Source organism: Pseudarthrobacter adonitolis, assembly GCF_055412845.1.
In genome coordinates, this window is sequence record NZ_JBVAYW010000002.1 from 1 (window position 1) to 15,776 (window position 15,776).

Genomic DNA, 15,776 nt, shown 5'->3' on the forward strand with positions numbered 1-15,776 from the left:
ACTGGGTTGCCCAGGAACTCAACGACCGGCCACGCAAAAGACTAGAGTTCAAAAAACCGATCGAACTGATCGAAGGACTCCTGTTGCAATGACCGCCTGAATCCGCCGAACCCTCAACGGGACACTCCCGTTGATTTTGCAGTGGCAAATAGTCCTGCAGACCCCGAGCCCTGGCAGCTCAAAGATTCGAGCCAGAGTGATGCCTTCAGTTAAGGAGCACGGGCACAGGCTTGAACGTGAAAGGTCCACCGCAATGGGGTCCGTAGGGGCGCTCCCCGGTTGCTTCCGTTTCTATTGGCAGGGTACGGGCTATGCGGGCACCCGAAGCGGCTACGGCTTCGACGTAAATGGACGTGACGCTAACGGGTGGGATCAGATACGGCGGCGACTGGGGCACCAGCCATTTTCCATCACATGGCGTCACGGCCTCAGGAGCGCATACCTCCCCAAAACAAGCCGATACTGACTCCGGCTGCCCGGAAAAGGCCAGCTCCACATCGCCGACATACGCGTACCCAATTGCGGGACACGCGCGATTTATTCCAGGCATGAATCCGATCAGGACGGCCAGAGCTAGCACGGTGGCTAGGGCACCAACGGCAAGCACGACTACGGCCCGGGGCTTCATAGTGTGAGCCTAACGCGACATTCCGCATCAATCTCGCCTCCGAGGACTCCTGGAGCTGTCAGCTCAAGCGCTCTTAGAGGAACCCTGACCGGCCCACAATGGTCCTGAGGTCAGGCCGTGGTGGTGCGCCCGTTTCGGACTTAAGCATGCCCTGTTCCACGAGTAGCGCGAGTCGGTTGGCCACCGACTGCGATGCCTCCGGAACACAGGATAACGCTGTCAGAGTGGGAGTAAGAACGTCGATCAGGCAGCCCATTGGCGGTCAAGGCACGAGAAGTTTGTACTTGCTCTTGGCTCCATACCGCTGTCTATTTCCCGGAGGAATCCGCCCGCACCCACTAGACTGCCCCCACATAGGACTTGGCCATGCTGCGTCCTTACGCTATGAACTTGTCATGCGACACGCGCCACCGGCTACCCGGGCTGCTCTCGATCCTGCGGTGAACGCGGACCGGAAGTACGCTTACTATTCCATCGCGGGAATGCTACCGTGAAGATCCACCCGCAGGCGGATCCTGGAGACGACGATGAGCGTGAATGAAGCAGGGAAAGACCCCCGCGACGACGATTCCACCAGTGACCGGAAGCTGACGGGCCCTGCTGGCCTCGGCCGGGATGGCACCATTCCCGGCTCACCGGATGGTGTGGGGCTCGGTGCGGGCACGGAGCCGAACACCTTCGAGCCGGAAGAGGATCCGGACGCGACCGCCGAAGCAGCCGAAGACATCGAAGATACCCGCTGAGGAGACCTCCGCAGCCTCCGGGCCGTGACCCGGTCAACCGGTGGGCTGACCGTCCGGCTAAGGCTGTGGCCGTCCGTGCCTCGATGTGAACCCGACGGCCTTTCGGCACAAAGAGCCGACTCCAAACCAGGAGCATGCCTCCAAGATGACGGCCGGAGTGTCCCATCAGTCCGGCACCGACGCAGTCGTCCCTGTTCCGGGGGTGGGGGACAGCGACAGGATGATCCCGGTGGTTCCCCCACGCTCACACTGTCGAAGGCAGCGGCGGGCTCCCGGGAAAGGCAGGCTCAACCCTCTCCGTTGATGCTTTCCGCTGTGATCCCATGCCGATAGGCCGCCGGGACTTGGGACCCGGTTTGAGAGTCCGCCCCGCGACGGACGGTGGGTCAGCGGGGGCACGGGTCAGGCCAGGGAGTGCTAGAAAAGCCTTTCGATTTCGACGAACATGATCCAGGCAGTGCCGCGGTTTTCCACGGTGTGGGTGGCTCCTGCGGGGCGGGCGTAGCTTTGACCGATGCTGAGCTCCACGGCGGTCTGGGCACCGTCCGGGGCCGTCGCCCACAGGGTCCCCTCGGTGAGGGGGACGACCACGTACTCGTGCTCGTGCATGTGCTCAGGGATCGCATCGCCTGGTTCCAGTTCCCAGCGTGTTACCCGGAAGGTGCCGTTCTCGATCTGCGTTTCACTGAGGGCCATGGTCTCTCCTGTGTTGGCTGTGTTCGCCAGGCGGTCAAGCCGGACCCATCCATCTTGGCCCGGGGAGTTGCACTGGCGCGGTTCAGGCAGCCTTGTGCCGGCGGGGGTCGCGGCCGCGTGTACCATGTCCGGGCCTTGCGGGCGTGCCGGTGGCTGTCCAGGGTGGCAGCGCGCCGGCTAAACGGGCAGAGGGGGGTGGAGCGGTGGAACGCGGGGAAGTGGTCCGGGTCGCGTGCCGGGCGTTGGCCGATGGTTGGTGGAGCGGGATGTCGGGGCAGAGGTCGGTGATCAGGCCCATGCCGGCGTATTCGCGGACGGCGGTGATGCCGGCGACAGCGGCTGCCTTGTCGGGGAATGGCCTGGAGAGGGCCATCACGGTCCCGTCCGGGGCCGTGAGCCTGAACCTGAAGTGTGTGTTTTCGTCGGTGAAGAGTTCGAATGTGCCTGTCATGGGTGTCCTCCTGGACGCGGGAAGTTGCCGCGTCGGCTTTCTCGTCGGGTCCGGGATGCGGCGTTGCTTCCCGGCCTTCGGTCCGTCGAAAGGATTCTGTACTGCGTGGTTCTGTTCTCTGAGCTCTGTGAGGTATGCCACAGGGCGGTCTGAACCCAAGCTACTCGAACAGTAAGGTGGCTGGCCAGTACCGGGCGGCTTCGGCGTCGATGTGACTGTTGACCTTACGACTTCGAAAGAGGGTCTGACCAAGTCCGTGATCGTGCAGTGCGCATGACGGTGGTTCGGTTGTCCGAAAACCCGTCTGTTTATGCTGCCTGCAAGGCATTGGCGCCGAAGGTCACCATGAAAGACAATCCCGAACGCATCGCCAACGAAGCCCAGTTCGCTGCCCTGACAGGCACCGCCCCCATCCCCGCCTCCTCGGGGAAGACCACCCGGCACAGGCTCAGCCACGGCGGCGACAGAGCCGCCAACGCAGCCATCCACCACATGGTCGTTTCCCGGATGACCACCGACCAGCGCGGCTAGCCGTTCGGCGGCGAACGAGTAAGCCGCGGCAAATGTCGATCTGTGTCTCGTGAGTGGCTTTGACTACGAGCGTTGAGTAGTCCGTAGCCGGGACTGCCTCTAACAGCTTCCACTTAATTGAGTTCTGTGCTGGTGGCTGGATACTCGGGATCTTGTTCATGCAGGGAGAGCAACTACAGCATGAGGCGGTTGTGGCGAACCCCAGCGCCGTCCTGTTCTTTAGCGGAGCACGGAAGTAGTCTGGAGTCTCCAGACCGGCCAGATGAAAGGAGATGTTATGACCATCCCATCCAGCCCCGTTCCGCCGCCCGGAACCCCAGACCCGACATCCCCCGTTCCCCCCAGCCCCTTCCCGGATCCGGATCCGGGGCCAGGATCCCCTGATCCAACGTCTCCCGTTCCGCCACATCCGGGTCCGGACGCGAATCCCCTGCCCGTTCCTGATCCGGCATCGCCAAACGAGGACCCTACCCGCAGGTCCTGAGGGCGGCATTTCGCCCCCGAAGTTTGCCTGAGCGTTAAAGCGCTGGGGGCAGCCGGTCTGGAGGGCCGACCTTGGCCCCGGTGACGGTTGCATGTGGCTGAGGGTGGCGGCTTCCATACTGGGATTCCCGGTGGAAGGATGCCGGTATGACAGAGAAGCAGGATGGGAATCCTCAGGAGCCTCGCCACCATGACGGTTCCGGTGGTTCAGCGGGCAAACAGTCAATGCGCACCGTCGGACAGCGCCGACGGGACGCAGAGGACAAATTGGAACATCATCTGGAGGAGGCCCGCCACAAGGAACATTAACACGACGTCTGACTGGCGGAGCACATTTCCGGCAGAAACCCGCGACGTGAGTCGTGTGACCGTCCCGGATATTGTGCTCTGACGATCGGGGCGGTTAGGGGAGGCGGACTGATAACAGAGGCTGGTTATCGTTCGAAATGTGTTCTGGGGGAGCCGTCCGGCAGGGCCTGGAGGATGCTTTCGGCTACTTCGCGGACTTTGATGTTCCGGTGGCTGGATGCCCTGGCGAGAATCTCGAACGCCTCAGCGTAGGAACACCGGTTCTGACCATGATCACACCGCAGGCGATGTCAATGCTGGTCCGACCTTCCAAAGCTGCACGAAGATCGGCCGCTGATGTGAGGGCAGCCCGGACATCAAAGGCCAGCTGCAAGCTCTCGGAAGCGACATCGGCGAAGGCCGTGGCCCGGGCAATGGTTTTGGGGCCGAATTGGTTCTTTTGAGTGCGAAGAGTGTCAGGGCGCAGCGTGAGCCGTTGCTCATCTGTGCGAGTCGCTGCAGGGACCCCCAGTTCTAGGTCTGTGTCTGTGTTGCTGCTGAGATCAGGAAGGACCTTGTGGCCATCTTCCCGAAAATCAGTCCTGCCGGCGTCGCCGGGGCAGGCATTGCCGTGGGAGTCCGCGAAGAATGCCCGGTCGGCAAGATGTGTCATGTCTGAACCTTTCATGTCCGCAGGATCCGAGGTGTCAGGGCACCGACCGTGGGGCCGGTAGAGGCTCTTCGGAGCAGCCCGCGGGATCTGATGGGTCCACGTCGCCGTTGGCACCGGCCCTTTATCCCTGATCAGGTCCCTTCAGGGGTTCTTCACGGTCTGGGCGGGATCTCTTGAACCGCTGCCTAGGCCCATTCTGACGGTGACCGGAGGTGTAGGAGATATAGCCCGGGTTGGGAGAGCCTAGGTCAGACTGCCAGGTAGCTTTTCGGTCGGGGAGGACCCGCCAGTTGGCGCTCCGCCGGGTGGAGACTTCAGATTACGTCCCCCGGTAACGGGCTGCAGTGGACTGGCGCGGGCGCAGCTGACAAGACCTCCATGGTGTCACAGGGTGTGTCCGGCGAGCGGATGACTGCCGGAGCGTGTGAGTTCCTGCGGGGCTATCCGGCTGATTCGGACCGTCACTTCCACGGTAGCTGTGGGTGGAGGGGCTGTGGATGGTGGGGGAGTGGCCAGTTCCTTCCGGATGGCGGCGGCGACCCTGCGGGCAACTGCCGGGGCCGGGCTGGCGGCGTCCACGCCGATCCTGACCTGCACGTTCGTGGCGGTGCCGTCCGTGCTGAGGGTGACGGCAACGTCCGGGGGGCTGCCTGCGCCGGTGATCGCGTCTGCGATGCCGGCGGCGGTCCGCTGCCAGGCGGGGTCCGCAGGGTAGAGGGCGGTGACTCCGGAATGTCCTGGATCAGCCGGCTCAGACGTTCGGCTGTGTTCATGTTCTGGTCCTTTCCGGCTGGCCGGGTGCTTTCCGCACGTCGGAGAAGGTGATGTTGATGGTGGCCTGGAGTCCGCTGAGCCGGCGGGGGCGAACCTCTGCCGCTTCCAGCGATCACCCGAAAACTTCGCTGCCGCGAGCCCGACCACAACCGGCCGTCCACAGCAGCAAACTAGTGTCCGTGGGACACTTCCCGGGCTCTTCGCGGCAGGAACAGCGACGCGCCAAAAACTAGGGAGGCCGGCGCAAGCGCCGACCTCCGAAGCTCTTCCGGCACTGAACCAGTGGGTCTCCCCCTAGTCTTTCTTTTTGAAAGCGTCCTTAATTTTCTCGCCGGCCTGCTTCAGGTCGGACTTGGCCTGATCGCCTTTGCCTTCGGCCTTGAGGCGGTCATCCCCGGTCGCTTCGCCGGCAGTTTCTTTGCCCTTGCCACGCAGCTTCTCGGCGGCGTTGCGAGCTTTGTCTCCCAAACCCATGGCATTTCTCCCTACGGTTGGCACCCCCACGGACATGCCGGGGGCTAGCCCCTCAATCATATCCGTAGGATGGGAAATTTCCCGGCCCGGATCTACCTGTTGACTGTTCGATGCCCACGTCGTCCGGCAAACTACCGGAAGGATACTGATCCAGTGCTCCCGATGAACCAGAGCCGGCCAGCGCCTCGGCGCGGACCTCTGCAACCAGGCGCGTCAACGTGGAGCTACCAGGAAGAAGGACTTTCCGCTCACGCAACCAGACCACCGCCCGTTCGAACAAGCGCACCGGCCCCCGTGGATGTCCAGGCCCGAGCCGACAGGAACGGCTTCAGCTGCTCGTTCTTCTCCGGATCTGTGAAGTCCACGTATCCATAAACAGCAGAGATCTCCTCGGCATGCTCATAGCCGGCCTGTCCCCGCCGCGCATAAAGCTTGGGAACAGAAGCATCCGCAATACCCAGCTGCCCGGCCAAGGACTCCACTACGGGCCATGGAACGGCCAACGGATCAGTCAGAAACCGGCCCACAATCCGCACCGTAGCCAGTCGCACAGCGAATCCCAGACGGTTGTGCATCCCCCGTCGGCGGCCGACTACCGACAGATCGCTATCGTCCAACCAACACAAGCGTTCCAGGTCTTCCTGCGATACCTGATCAGGGATCGGCCGAACCCGGCGGCCTGCTCATCACTCAGAAAATCGACCGCCATGCGACCAATTCAACAGCTACGTGACCCCTAAACGTGAATCTCCGTACCGATCCTCCTCAGACCCCGCCTCGGCACAAATAAGTTGAGCCTTGAGAGTCCCAACCACGCGGAGTATCGTGGCGCAAACCCACCCTGCGCAACACCCTGACTTGGGAGAGATCATGCCTAGTGTGCGACGCCAATTGGCTGCTGTGACGGCTATCCTGGCCTTGAGCGCAACGGGTGGGGCGGTGACCAGTCCCGCGTTCGCAGACCCCCGGGCGACCGACAAAACCCCGACAGCCACCGGGTACGGCGGGGCGGTCAGCACCGTTGACCCGGAGGCGTCCGCTGCCGCGATCGAGGTCCTGCGCGACGGAGGCAATGCGGCGGATGCCGCCGTCGCCGCGGCCGCGACCCTGGGTGTGACCGAGCCCTACAGCGCCGGCATCGGCGGGGGCGGATACTTTGTGTTCTACGACGCTAAGACCGGTGACGTGGGAACCATCGATGGCCGCGAAACGGCTCCGGCAACGATGCCGACCGACGCGTTCATCGACCCCGCCACCATCACGCCTGCGAACCCGGCAGGCAGTCCATACCGGTTTACCCCCGAACTGGTCACCAGTGGTGTCTCCGTAGGAGTCCCCGGAACACCGGCCACGTGGGAACGGGCCTTGGAACGGTGGGGAACGCTGGACCTGGATGAGGCCCTCGCACCTGCTATCAAGGTGGCTCACCGTGGCTTTGTGGTAGACGAAACCTTCCGCCAGCAGACGGATGACAACCGGGCGCGCTTCGAAGCATTCCCTGCCACGAGCGGCCTGTTCCTCCCCGGCGGCGAACTGCCCGCCGTCGGCAGTATTTTCCATAACCAGGACCTCGCCAAGACATACCGGCTCCTCGCGAAGGAGGGAACGGATGCCTTCTACGGCGGCCCGCTCGCAGCGGAGATCGCCGCCACGGTCCAGTCACCGCCCAAGAGCGACACAACCACGCTGCCTGTTCCGGCCGGCTACCTGACGACGGCGGATCTCGCCGCATACCGAACGCTGGATCAGGAGCCCACGCATGTGGAGTACCGCGGCTACGACATCTACGGCATGGCGCCGTCCAGCAGCGGCGGCACAACAGTCGGCGAAGCGCTGAACATCCTGGCGCCATTCAACCTCCGTGAGATGACCACGCCGGACGCCCTGCACCACTACCTTGAGGCCAGCGCACTCGCTTTCGCGGATCGTGCCAAGTACGTAGGCGACCCCGCATTTGTCGACGTCCCCACCGAGGCCCTCACCGATCCGCAGTTTGGGAAGGAGCGGGCGTGCGCCATTGACTCCGGGACGGCGGCAACCAAGCCGGTACCGGCCGGGGACGTGTCAGAGTACGACGGCGTGTGCCAGGTTACGCCTGCGGCAGCCGCAGACGAGAAGGACACCGAAAACATCTCGACGACCAACCTGACCGTCGCGGACAAGTGGGGGAACGTCGTCGAGTACACCCTCACGATCGAGCAGACCGGCGGTTCCGGCATGGTGGTTCCCGGCCGCGGGTTCCTGCTCAACAACGAACTCACCGACTTCTCCACCGTCTATGTCCCCACCGACCCGAACCGGATCGAGCCCGGCAAGCGCCCACGGTCCTCGATGTCGCCCACCATCATCCTTAAGGACGAAAAGCCGTTCCTGGCGCTCGGTTCCCCCGGCGGATCGACCATTATCACCACGGTGCTGCAGACCATCCTCAACAGGGTGGATCTGGATATGAACATTTTGGAGGCACTCAAGGCACCCCGTGCATCCCAGCGCAACACCGCCAATGTCACGGCCGAGCCGGGCTTCATCACGGAATATCGAGACGCCTTGATACCATACGGTCATAAGTTGGCGGCCGCCGGGGACGCCTTCACGTCGGCAGCCGAAATCGGTGCCGCGACAGCCATCGAGTTTGGGCCCGGCAAGAGCATGACCGCGGTTGCCGAGCCCACCAGGCGCGGCGGCGGTTCGGCGATGGTGGTCATACCGTCGCGGTGAGCCAGGTTGCGCCAGTGGGCCGTGAGCCGCTTGGGGTTCGGGCCGGGTTTGCCGTGGGCCGGGTTACTGGCTCATTCCGGGACTGACGGCCACAAACTCGATGCTGGTTTGCACCTTTTTCTGCGGACCACGGGAAAAACCCTTGGCATCAAGCTGGTTCTGGGCACGGAACACGGCCAGTGCGTCATCGTAGATCTCGTTGAGGCGGCGGCCGGAGAAGACCTCCTGGGAGCTGTCGCTGAACGTGACGGTCACGGCGGCACTGGCCGGGAAGTGCCTCTTCATGCGGATGAAGCCTGCGGAGTCCTGCTGGAGGTTGATCAAGGGAAGTCCTGCTTTCATGGTCGACGACCTCCAGTCTGACCTATCCCGCCGCACCTACGCTGACGCCGGTAGGGGATTGCGGCGACAATGGACGGGTGACATCGCCAGCCAACTCCGCCGCCGTCCCCCCGGGCACCTCTGCCGCCGGCACCTTTGACCTGGCGGCCATCGGCACCGGTCTGGCCTTTGCAGAATCGCTCGGGGAGTTGTCCTCTGTGCTGCGCGCCCGCGGTGCGGCGGGTACGGCAGTAGTGCAGGCGCCGCCCGGCACCGGCAAAACAACGCTTGTCCCGCCGCTGCTCGCCAACCTGACGGGACACGCCAGGGAGGCCCGGCGCGTGGTGGTCACCCAGCCCCGGCGGGTGGCCGCCCGCGCAGCCGCCCGCCGGTTGGCCGCACTGGACGGCAGCCGGATCGGAGACCGCGTGGGGTACACCGTCCGCGGTGAACGCCAGGCCGGGCCTGCCACCCTGGTGGAGTTTGTTACGCCCGGGATCCTGCTGCGGCGTCTGCTCGACGATCCCGGCCTGGAGAGCACCGGCGCGGTCATCCTGGACGAGGTCCACGAACGCGGCCTCGAAACCGACCTGCTGCTGGGCTTGCTCACCGAAGTGCGCCAGCTGCGCGGCGACCTCACCTTGGTGGCCATGTCCGCCACACTGGACGCGCCCCGCTTCGCCGCCCTGATCGGGGGCGCAGCCGGGAATGCAGGGACAGCGGCCGACGGCGGCGGGCCGGCTCCCGTCGTCGACTGCCCCTCAGCGCTGTACCCCCTGGAGGTGGAGTGGGTGCCCGCCGCCTTGCCGCGGCTGGACGACCGTGGGGTCGCGCGCGGGTTCCTGGACCACGTGGCAGATACGGCCGCGCAGGTCCACACCGCTGCGGTGGCGCAGGACGCGGGCACCGACGCTCTGGTGTTTGTCCCTGGTGCCTGGGAGGTCTCCTATGTGGCGGCCCGACTCCGCGGCCGGGCGGCCCCCGGAACCGAGGTGCTCGAACTCCACGGCCAGGTGAGCCCTGCCGAACAGGACCAGGCCGTGTCAGGGCGCCGGCCGGGCGGCCCTGCACGGATCATCGTGTCCACGGACTTGGCTGAATCATCCCTGACCGTCCCCGGTGTGCGGCTGGTGATCGATTCCGGGCTGACCCGCGAACCCCGCCGCGACGCAAGCCGCGGCATGTCCGGGCTGGTGACTGTTTCCTGCTCCCGGGCCTCAGCAGAACAGCGGGCTGGACGGGCCGCGCGGCAGGGTCCGGGCCGGGTGGTGCGCTGCTACGACCAGCGGACTTATGGTGCCGCGCCGGCGCATGTGACGCCCGAGATCGCCGTCGCGGACCTGACCGGTGCTGCGCTGGTCCTGGCCTGCTGGGGAGCACCGGGCGGCGCCGGGCTGGCGCTTCCGGATGCACCTCCCGCGGCAGCCATGGGCGAGGCTGTTGAGGTGCTGCGCGAACTCGGAGCCGTGGCCCACGACGGGCACGCCACCAAGCTGGGCCGGACGCTGGCAAGGGTCCCGTCCGATCCCCGGCTGGCCCGCGCACTGCTCGACGGCGCCGCGGCCGTAGGTCACCGCGCCGCAGCGGAAGCCGTGGCACTCGTGGCGGGGGACCAGCGGGCCCCAGGGGCCGACCTCACGCGGCTGCTGACCGCCCTGCGCACCGGAAAGGACCCCGCCGCCAGGCGCTGGGCGGAGGACGTCCGCCGGCTGGAGACAATCGCGCGGAAAGAGGCCGCCGCCGTCGGCCTGCCAGTCGTCGCCGCCCTGGCAACCGACGCACCGGTGACCGCGGCGGAGGCGGTGGGCGTCGTCGTCGCTTTGGCGTTCCCGGACCGCGTGGCCCGTCGCGTCCCGGGCGATGGCCCGGCGCGGTACCTGCTGTCGTCCGGCACACGCGCGGGGTTACCGGCGGGCAGTCCGCTTACCGGACATGAGTGGCTGGCCGTGGCGGAAGTTTCGCGCGCCGCCGGCCGGGACGCCGCCGGCACCGGCGCAGTGATCCGGTCCGCCGCGCCGCTGAGCGCCGACGCCGCCGAGGCGGCCGCCGGGCACCTCCTGACCGACACGGTAGAAGCGCAGTTCAGCCAGGGCCGGGTGAAGGCCAGGCGGGAACGCCGGCTGGGTGCCATCAGCCTGTCCTCCACCCCCGTCCGCCCCTCCGCCGAGGCCGGCCGTGCCGCCGTGGCTCGCGCCCTCGCCAAGGAGGGACTGGCCACCATCGGATGGTCGACGGCGGCTGACGCCTTGCGCCGCCGCCTCGCCTTGCTGCGCCGCGAACTGGGTGAGCCGTGGCCCGATGTTTCCGAACCGTCCCTGCTGGCGAGGCTGGACTCCTGGCTGGGACCGGAGCTTGAGGCACTGGCCGGCGGCGCCACCACCAACAGCATCGACCTCACCGACCCCTTGCGGCGGCTGCTGCCCTGGCCCGAGGCGGTCCGCCTGGCGGAGCTGGCACCGGAGGCGCTGAAAGTGCCGAGCGGATCCATGGTGCGGATCGACTACCCCGACGTTTCCGACAAAGCCGGGTCAGGCTCCGTCGCGCCGGACCCGGCAGGACCCGGGCAGGCAGGCGCGGACGACGCCGGCCGGCCGGTTGTCGCGGTCAAGCTGCAGGAGTGCTTTGGCTGGGCTGAGACGCCGCGGCTGGTGGACGGCAGGGTTCCTGTCCTCTTCCACCTGCTGTCACCCGCGAGGCGGCCGCTCGCTGTGACGGGCGACCTGGCGTCGTTCTGGTCCGGGCCGTACGCGCAGGTGCGGTCCGAGATGCGGGGCCGCTATCCCAGGCATCCCTGGCCGGAGGATCCCTGGACGGCGCAGCCGACTGCACGGACCAAGGCCCGCATGTAGCGACGGCCCGTCCGGGGGTTCTTTCTCCGGACGTTCAGGTGATTGGTTGGTTGCGCAGGTGAGATGCCCGACACGCGGCCGAAACGTTGCGTCGACGCGCTGAAACATGGCGCGGTTAGGCTCGTTCCTACTTGGACAACGTGGTCCAGACCACCACACGGAAGGACACAATAATGTTGCTTTTGAGTAGCCTGAACCTCCTGTTTGACGCCGGCCGCGGAGAGGACAGCCGCCCGCACAATGTCGGGATCGGGAAGACCGATTTCCCCACCGGTCGGCTGACCTCCACCGCCTGGGAAGGCTGGTGGCACGAGGACGCCGCGTAGCCGAACCGGTCAGCCGCGGCGCCGCATGAACTCCGCCACCGCAGGCGCCAGCGACGCTCCGATCTCTGTAGCGTCGCGCTTCTTTCCTGCGACGGCGAAGGAGTGGTCACCGCCGTCGATCCAGTCAAGGACAGCGGACGGGCCGATCCGGGAGACCACACCCTCCAGCAGATCCGGCGTCGCGAAGGTGTCGCGGGTGCCTTGCAGGAACAACATGGGGAGCGTGAGCCCGTAGAGGTGCTCGTCCCGGAGCTTTTCCGGTTTGCCGGGCGGGTGGAGGGGATAGCCGAGGTAGACGAGTCCGGCACTATCCATTCCCTCGGCAACGGCCATGGACGCCATCCGGCCGCCGAACGATTTGCCGGCCGCCCACACCGGTCCGGTATCACTGTGCTCCGCCCCTCGCCGCGTGGCTTCATGCATGGCGGCGCGCCAGGCGGCGATGGCTGCCGGCGGCCGGTCCGGGAATTTCCGGCCGGCCTCGCGGTAGGGGAAGTTGAAGCGCAAGGTGGCAACGCCGTCGTCGTTCAATGCCCGGGTGAACCCGCTCAGGAAGGGGTGCTCCATGCCCGCCCCGGCCCCGTGCGCCACCACTAGGGTGGCGAACGCATGCTCGGGACGGGCATAGGCAGCGGAAACGCCGACGCCGCCCACGGCGATAGTTAGGGCGGACTCTGAGACAGTCATGGATCTATCATGCCGGATTCCTTCCGTACTTCGGGGGGCGGCGGTTGGCTGCGCAGGCGCGGCACTGGTTGCCTGCCCAGGTGGGGCAAAGCAGGGCGACAGCGCAGGGACAGCCAGTGGCCGGAGAGTGGGCAGGCCGTCCTTCTGCTCGCCGGCTTCATCGCCAGCCGCGGTGGCTTCAGTCTGCTGGACGCCCTCCTGTGGACCACGGCAGGGTCACTCCTGGGGGCGTACGTGCTCAACGTCCTTGGCGGATGGCTCGGACGGGACAGGACCCGGGCGCTGATCGGCAGGATTCCCCTCGTGGCCGTCGGCATTGACAGGATGCCGCTGTGGCGCTTCCTGGGCCTGACGCTCGCCGTCGGCCTCATCTGGAACACGGTCCTGATCCTGGCCGGATATTTTCTCGGTACGAACTGGCAGCTCGTGGAGAAGTACGCCGGGGAGCTCCAGTTGCTGGTGGCCGCAACAGTACGGCGGGCGAGCGTCCGGGTCCAATCTCTTGTGTTTGCCGAGGGGTGGGCGGGTGCTGACCCCGCGGGCGGCACAGGGTAGGTTGTCCCCATGGCGAGCGAACAGACCACCCTCACTGTCCCGGGACCGCACGGCGAACGCGAGATGCGCATTTCCAGCCCCAGCAGGGTGCTCTGGCCGGAGCTGGGTCTGACCAAGCTGGACCTCGCACGCTACATGGTGGATGTGGGGGAGGCGTTCATTGCCGCGAACGGTGACCGGCCGGTGGCGCTGCAGAGGTTCTCGGAAAACGTCGCGGGGGACCAGTTCTTCTCCAAGAACCCGCCCAAGGGAACCCCGGACTTCATCCGTTCGGTGAAAGTGATCTTTCCGAGCGCACGCTCGCACCCCATGCTGGTCCTTGACGAACCGGCCGCGGCAGTATGGGCGGTGCAGATGAATACGGTGGTGTTCCATCCGTGGCCGTCACATGTGGAAAACACCGATAGCCCTGACCAGCTGCGCATTGACCTTGACCCGCAGCCGGGAACAGACTTCGACGACGCCGTCCCGGCTGCCCTGGGGCTGAAAGACGTGCTGGCGGAGGCCGGGCTGGACTCGTTCATCAAGACGTCGGGGAACCGCGGCCTGCACGTCTACGCGCCCATCGAGCCCACTCACGAATTCCTGGACGTCCGCCATGCCGTGATCGCCGCGGCCCGCGAGCTGGAGCGGCGGATGCCGGACAAAGTGACCACGGCCTGGTGGAAGGAGGAACGGGGCGTTAAGGTGTTCCTGGACTTCAACCAGGCGAACCGGGACCGCACCATCGCCGGCGCGTACAGCCCCCGCGCGCTGGCCCATGCGCCGGTCTCCTGCCCCATTACCTGGGACGAACTGGGCAGCGCGGATCCCAAGAACTTCACCATCCTGACGGTCCCGGAACGGCTCAGGACCCTGGGCGATCCCTGGTCAGACATGAAGGCGCATCCGGGCACCATCGATGTGCTGTTGGGTTGGTGGGAGCGGGACCTCAAGGCCGGCCTCGGCGAGCTGCCCTTCCCGCCGGACTACCCGAAGATGCCCGGTGAGCCCCCGCGGGTGCAGCCGAGCCGGGCCCGCAAGCAGGACTGAGTCCGTTCGAGCCCGGGCTACTCGAACCGGGACGGGTCCCCGGTGCCGCGCCGGACCACCTCGGCCACTCCGCTGGAATAGTCGATCACCGTGGTGGGCTCTGCCCCGCAGTCGCCGGAATCGATGACGGCGTCCACCTCGTGTTCGAGGCGTTCCTTGATTTCCCAGCCCTGGGTCAGCGGGTCTTCCTCATCGGGCAGAAGCAAAGTGCTGGAGAGCAGCGGTTCGCCAAGCCCGGCCAGCAGTGCTTGGACCACCCGGTTGTCCGGGATCCGAACGCCCACCGTCTTTTTCTTCGGGTGCAGCAGCCGGCGCGGGACTTCCTTGGTGGCAGGCAGGATAAACGTGTAGCTTCCGGGGGTGACGGCCTTAATGGCGCGGAAGACATCGTTGCCGATGTTCACGAACTGGCCCAGCTGGGCGAAGTCCTTGCACACCAGCGTGAAGTGGTGCTTGTTGTCGAGCCTGCGGATATTCCGGATCCGGTCCAGCGCATCCTTGTTGCCCAGCAGGGCTCCGAGGGCGTAGCAGGAGTCCGTCGGGTAGGCGATCAGCCCGCCGTCGAGCACGATCTTCACGGCCTGCGTGATGGCGCGAGGCTGGGGATCCTGGGGGTGAACATCAAAGTATCTGGCCATGCTCCTGAGCCTACGACAATTGCCGCCCTGGTCAGCAGACAGGCACCGCTCCGTGCGCACAACGCCGATGCCGTATAGGTTCAGGGCGTATAGGTTCAGTCAGCCGGGTGAGTCCTGGTCGGGATCGAAAGGTGGCAGCATGCCGGTGTGGCTTCAGGCGTTGATGTGGGGAACCGTGGCCGGCGCCGCCCTGGTGCTTGGGGCGGCCGCGTCATGGAAATGGGCGATTCCGTCCAAACTTGTCTCCTCGATCATGTCCTTTGGGGCGGGCGTGTTGATTTCGGCCCTGGCGTTCGAGCTCGTCGGTGAGGCTGTTGAGGGAGGGGGCCTGTGGCCCACCGTGACCGGATTCCTGGCCGGCTCCGTGGTCTACGTCGGAGCGAACATGCTCCTGACCCGGGCCGGCGCAAAACACCGCAAACGCTCAGGCGGCCAGCAACCGTCGGAGCAGGACAGCCCAGGCAGCGGCACGGCCATCGCTTTCGGCGCCCTCCTCGACGGGATCCCAGAGTCGATAGTGCTCGGCGTCGGTCTCATCACCGCGGGATCGGTCAGCCCGGCCCTGCTTGCGGCTGTGTTCATCTCCAACGTTCCCGAGGGCCTTTCCGGAACTGCGGGGATGAAAAAGGCAGGCCGCAGTACCGGCTACATTTTTGGGGTGTGGGGAGGCATTGCCGTGATGTGCGGGCTCGCCTCACTGATCGGGTTCGTGGCGCTGGAGAACGCGCCGGACGCCGTCATCGCCTTCATCACTGCGATCGCGGCCGGCGGGATCCTGGCGATGCTCGCCGACACCATGATCCCCGAGGCGTTCGAGGAGCATCACAACCTGACGGGACTGACCGCTTCCGTCGGGTTCCTGACGGCCTTCACAGTCCACCAGCTCGGGGGTTGACCTCCCGCCGCCGT

At 66.0% G+C, this 15,776-nt stretch carries 18 protein-coding genes and 1 pseudogene; 8 read left to right on the top strand and 11 right to left on the bottom strand.

Translation table 11 applies throughout. The annotated features are described in order from the left end of the window. Window positions 1-1,155 precede the first annotated feature (1,155 nt). Complete coding sequence (locus tag ACZYZ4_RS02525) at window positions 1,156-1,371, top strand: hypothetical protein (protein WP_354191472.1); 216 nt, start codon at window positions 1,156-1,158, stop codon at window positions 1,369-1,371. A gap of 417 nt (window positions 1,372-1,788) precedes the next feature. Here the strand turns inward: ACZYZ4_RS02525 and ACZYZ4_RS02530 are convergent, their stop codons facing one another. Beyond that, a complete protein-coding gene (locus ACZYZ4_RS02530) occupies window positions 1,789-2,067 on the bottom strand; it encodes a cupin domain-containing protein (protein WP_463857913.1) in 279 nt (92 codons plus the stop codon). A gap of 82 nt (window positions 2,068-2,149) precedes the next feature. After that, window positions 2,150-2,518, bottom strand: coding sequence for a YegP family protein (locus tag ACZYZ4_RS02535; protein ID WP_463857915.1), 369 nt, complete (start codon window positions 2,516-2,518; stop codon window positions 2,150-2,152). A gap of 339 nt (window positions 2,519-2,857) precedes the next feature. Here ACZYZ4_RS02535 and ACZYZ4_RS02540 point away from each other — a divergent pair. Next, window positions 2,858-3,043: pseudogene (locus ACZYZ4_RS02540) on the top strand (transposase); the annotation flags it as partial. A gap of 923 nt (window positions 3,044-3,966) precedes the next feature. On the opposite strand, the gene ACZYZ4_RS02545 reads toward ACZYZ4_RS02540, so the two are convergent. The 6 genes from ACZYZ4_RS02545 to ACZYZ4_RS02570 form a co-directional block, all read right to left on the bottom strand. Continuing rightward, window positions 3,967-4,074 carry a hypothetical protein gene (locus ACZYZ4_RS02545; protein ID WP_463858605.1) on the bottom strand — a complete coding sequence of 36 codons (108 nt, stop codon included), beginning with the start codon at window positions 4,072-4,074 and terminating at the stop codon, window positions 3,967-3,969. Then, window positions 4,026-4,493: an ANTAR domain-containing protein gene (locus ACZYZ4_RS02550; RefSeq protein WP_463857916.1), complete on the bottom strand. Its 468-nt coding sequence runs from the start codon at window positions 4,491-4,493 to the stop codon at window positions 4,026-4,028. The genes ACZYZ4_RS02545 and ACZYZ4_RS02550 overlap by 49 nt, the downstream gene beginning before the upstream one ends. Before the next feature lie 384 nt (window positions 4,494-4,877). After that, window positions 4,878-5,414, bottom strand: coding sequence for a hypothetical protein (locus ACZYZ4_RS02555; RefSeq protein WP_463857918.1), 537 nt, complete (start codon window positions 5,412-5,414; stop codon window positions 4,878-4,880). Window positions 5,415-5,561: 147 nt separating this feature from the next. Continuing rightward, entirely contained in the window at window positions 5,562-5,741 is a 180-nt protein-coding gene (locus ACZYZ4_RS02560; protein ID WP_463857920.1) for a CsbD family protein, read from the bottom strand. 52 nt (window positions 5,742-5,793) lie between these two features. Further along, window positions 5,794-6,027: a DUF4158 domain-containing protein gene (locus ACZYZ4_RS02565; protein WP_463857922.1), complete on the bottom strand. Its 234-nt coding sequence runs from the start codon at window positions 6,025-6,027 to the stop codon at window positions 5,794-5,796. Further along, the gene (locus tag ACZYZ4_RS02570) at window positions 5,990-6,367 is read right to left on the bottom strand and encodes a DUF4158 domain-containing protein (RefSeq protein ID WP_463857924.1); all 378 of its coding nucleotides are present in this window, start codon (window positions 6,365-6,367) and stop codon (window positions 5,990-5,992) included. Before ACZYZ4_RS02570 ends, ACZYZ4_RS02565 begins: the two co-directional genes overlap by 38 nt. Window positions 6,368-6,611: 244 nt before the next feature. Between ACZYZ4_RS02570 and ggt the strand changes: the two genes are divergently transcribed. Further along, the gene (ggt, locus tag ACZYZ4_RS02575) at window positions 6,612-8,459 is read left to right on the top strand and encodes a gamma-glutamyltransferase (protein ID WP_463857926.1); all 1,848 of its coding nucleotides are present in this window, start codon (window positions 6,612-6,614) and stop codon (window positions 8,457-8,459) included. Between the two features lie 63 nt (window positions 8,460-8,522). On the opposite strand, the gene ACZYZ4_RS02580 is transcribed toward ggt, so the two are convergent. Then, entirely contained in the window at window positions 8,523-8,783 is a 261-nt protein-coding gene (locus tag ACZYZ4_RS02580) for a hypothetical protein (RefSeq protein WP_463858607.1), read from the bottom strand. 95 nt (window positions 8,784-8,878) lie between these two features. Between ACZYZ4_RS02580 and hrpB the strand changes: the two genes are divergently transcribed. Next, window positions 8,879-11,629 (top strand): ATP-dependent helicase HrpB, encoded by a 2,751-nt coding sequence (hrpB, locus tag ACZYZ4_RS02585; RefSeq protein WP_463857928.1) that lies wholly within the window; start codon window positions 8,879-8,881, stop codon window positions 11,627-11,629. Between the two features lie 173 nt (window positions 11,630-11,802). Continuing rightward, a complete protein-coding gene (locus ACZYZ4_RS02590; RefSeq protein ID WP_463857930.1) occupies window positions 11,803-11,955 on the top strand; it encodes a hypothetical protein in 153 nt (50 codons plus the stop codon). Between the two features lie 9 nt (window positions 11,956-11,964). On the opposite strand, the gene ACZYZ4_RS02595 is transcribed toward ACZYZ4_RS02590, so the two are convergent. Next, a complete protein-coding gene (locus ACZYZ4_RS02595) occupies window positions 11,965-12,642 on the bottom strand; it encodes an alpha/beta hydrolase family protein (protein WP_463857932.1) in 678 nt (225 codons plus the stop codon). 9 nt (window positions 12,643-12,651) lie between these two features. Here ACZYZ4_RS02595 and ACZYZ4_RS02600 point away from each other — a divergent pair, with 9 nt between their 5' ends. After that, window positions 12,652-13,197: a DedA family protein gene (locus ACZYZ4_RS02600; protein ID WP_463857933.1), complete on the top strand. Its 546-nt coding sequence runs from the start codon at window positions 12,652-12,654 to the stop codon at window positions 13,195-13,197. A 9-nt stretch (window positions 13,198-13,206) separates the two neighbouring features. Continuing rightward, window positions 13,207-14,229: a non-homologous end-joining DNA ligase gene (gene ligD, locus ACZYZ4_RS02605; RefSeq protein ID WP_463857934.1), complete on the top strand. Its 1,023-nt coding sequence runs from the start codon at window positions 13,207-13,209 to the stop codon at window positions 14,227-14,229. Between the two features lie 17 nt (window positions 14,230-14,246). On the opposite strand, the gene ACZYZ4_RS02610 is transcribed toward ligD, so the two are convergent. Further along, complete coding sequence (locus tag ACZYZ4_RS02610) at window positions 14,247-14,867, bottom strand: L-threonylcarbamoyladenylate synthase (protein WP_463857936.1); 621 nt, start codon at window positions 14,865-14,867, stop codon at window positions 14,247-14,249. A 139-nt stretch (window positions 14,868-15,006) separates the two neighbouring features. Here ACZYZ4_RS02610 and ACZYZ4_RS02615 point away from each other — a divergent pair, with 139 nt between their 5' ends. Then, window positions 15,007-15,762, top strand: a complete 756-nt coding sequence (locus ACZYZ4_RS02615; protein ID WP_463857938.1) for a ZIP family metal transporter — start codon at window positions 15,007-15,009, stop codon at window positions 15,760-15,762. The last annotated feature ends 14 nt before the right edge of the window (window positions 15,763-15,776 follow it).

Excerpts from the sequence above, each read along its gene's own strand:
- ACZYZ4_RS02610 (WP_463857936.1), bottom strand. The coding sequence starts at position 14,867 with ATGGCCAGATACTTTGATGTTCACCCCCAGGATCCCCAGCCTCGCGCC.
- ACZYZ4_RS02615 (WP_463857938.1), top strand. The coding sequence starts at position 15,007 with ATGCCGGTGTGGCTTCAGGCGTTGATGTGGGGAACCGTGGCCGGCGCC.
- ggt (WP_463857926.1), top strand. The coding sequence starts at position 6,612 with ATGCCTAGTGTGCGACGCCAATTGGCTGCTGTGACGGCTATCCTGGCC.
- ACZYZ4_RS02530 (WP_463857913.1), bottom strand. The coding sequence starts at position 2,067 with ATGGCCCTCAGTGAAACGCAGATCGAGAACGGCACCTTCCGGGTAACA.
- ACZYZ4_RS02600 (WP_463857933.1), top strand. The coding sequence starts at position 12,652 with ATGCCGGATTCCTTCCGTACTTCGGGGGGCGGCGGTTGGCTGCGCAGG.
- ACZYZ4_RS02560 (WP_463857920.1), bottom strand. The coding sequence starts at position 5,741 with ATGGGTTTGGGAGACAAAGCTCGCAACGCCGCCGAGAAGCTGCGTGGC.
- ACZYZ4_RS02525 (WP_354191472.1), top strand. The coding sequence starts at position 1,156 with ATGAGCGTGAATGAAGCAGGGAAAGACCCCCGCGACGACGATTCCACC.
- ACZYZ4_RS02595 (WP_463857932.1), bottom strand. The coding sequence starts at position 12,642 with ATGACTGTCTCAGAGTCCGCCCTAACTATCGCCGTGGGCGGCGTCGGC.
- ACZYZ4_RS02550 (WP_463857916.1), bottom strand. The coding sequence starts at position 4,493 with ATGACACATCTTGCCGACCGGGCATTCTTCGCGGACTCCCACGGCAAT.
- ACZYZ4_RS02590 (WP_463857930.1), top strand. The coding sequence starts at position 11,803 with ATGTTGCTTTTGAGTAGCCTGAACCTCCTGTTTGACGCCGGCCGCGGA.
- ligD (WP_463857934.1), top strand. The coding sequence starts at position 13,207 with ATGGCGAGCGAACAGACCACCCTCACTGTCCCGGGACCGCACGGCGAA.
- ACZYZ4_RS02535 (WP_463857915.1), bottom strand. The coding sequence starts at position 2,518 with ATGACAGGCACATTCGAACTCTTCACCGACGAAAACACACACTTCAGG.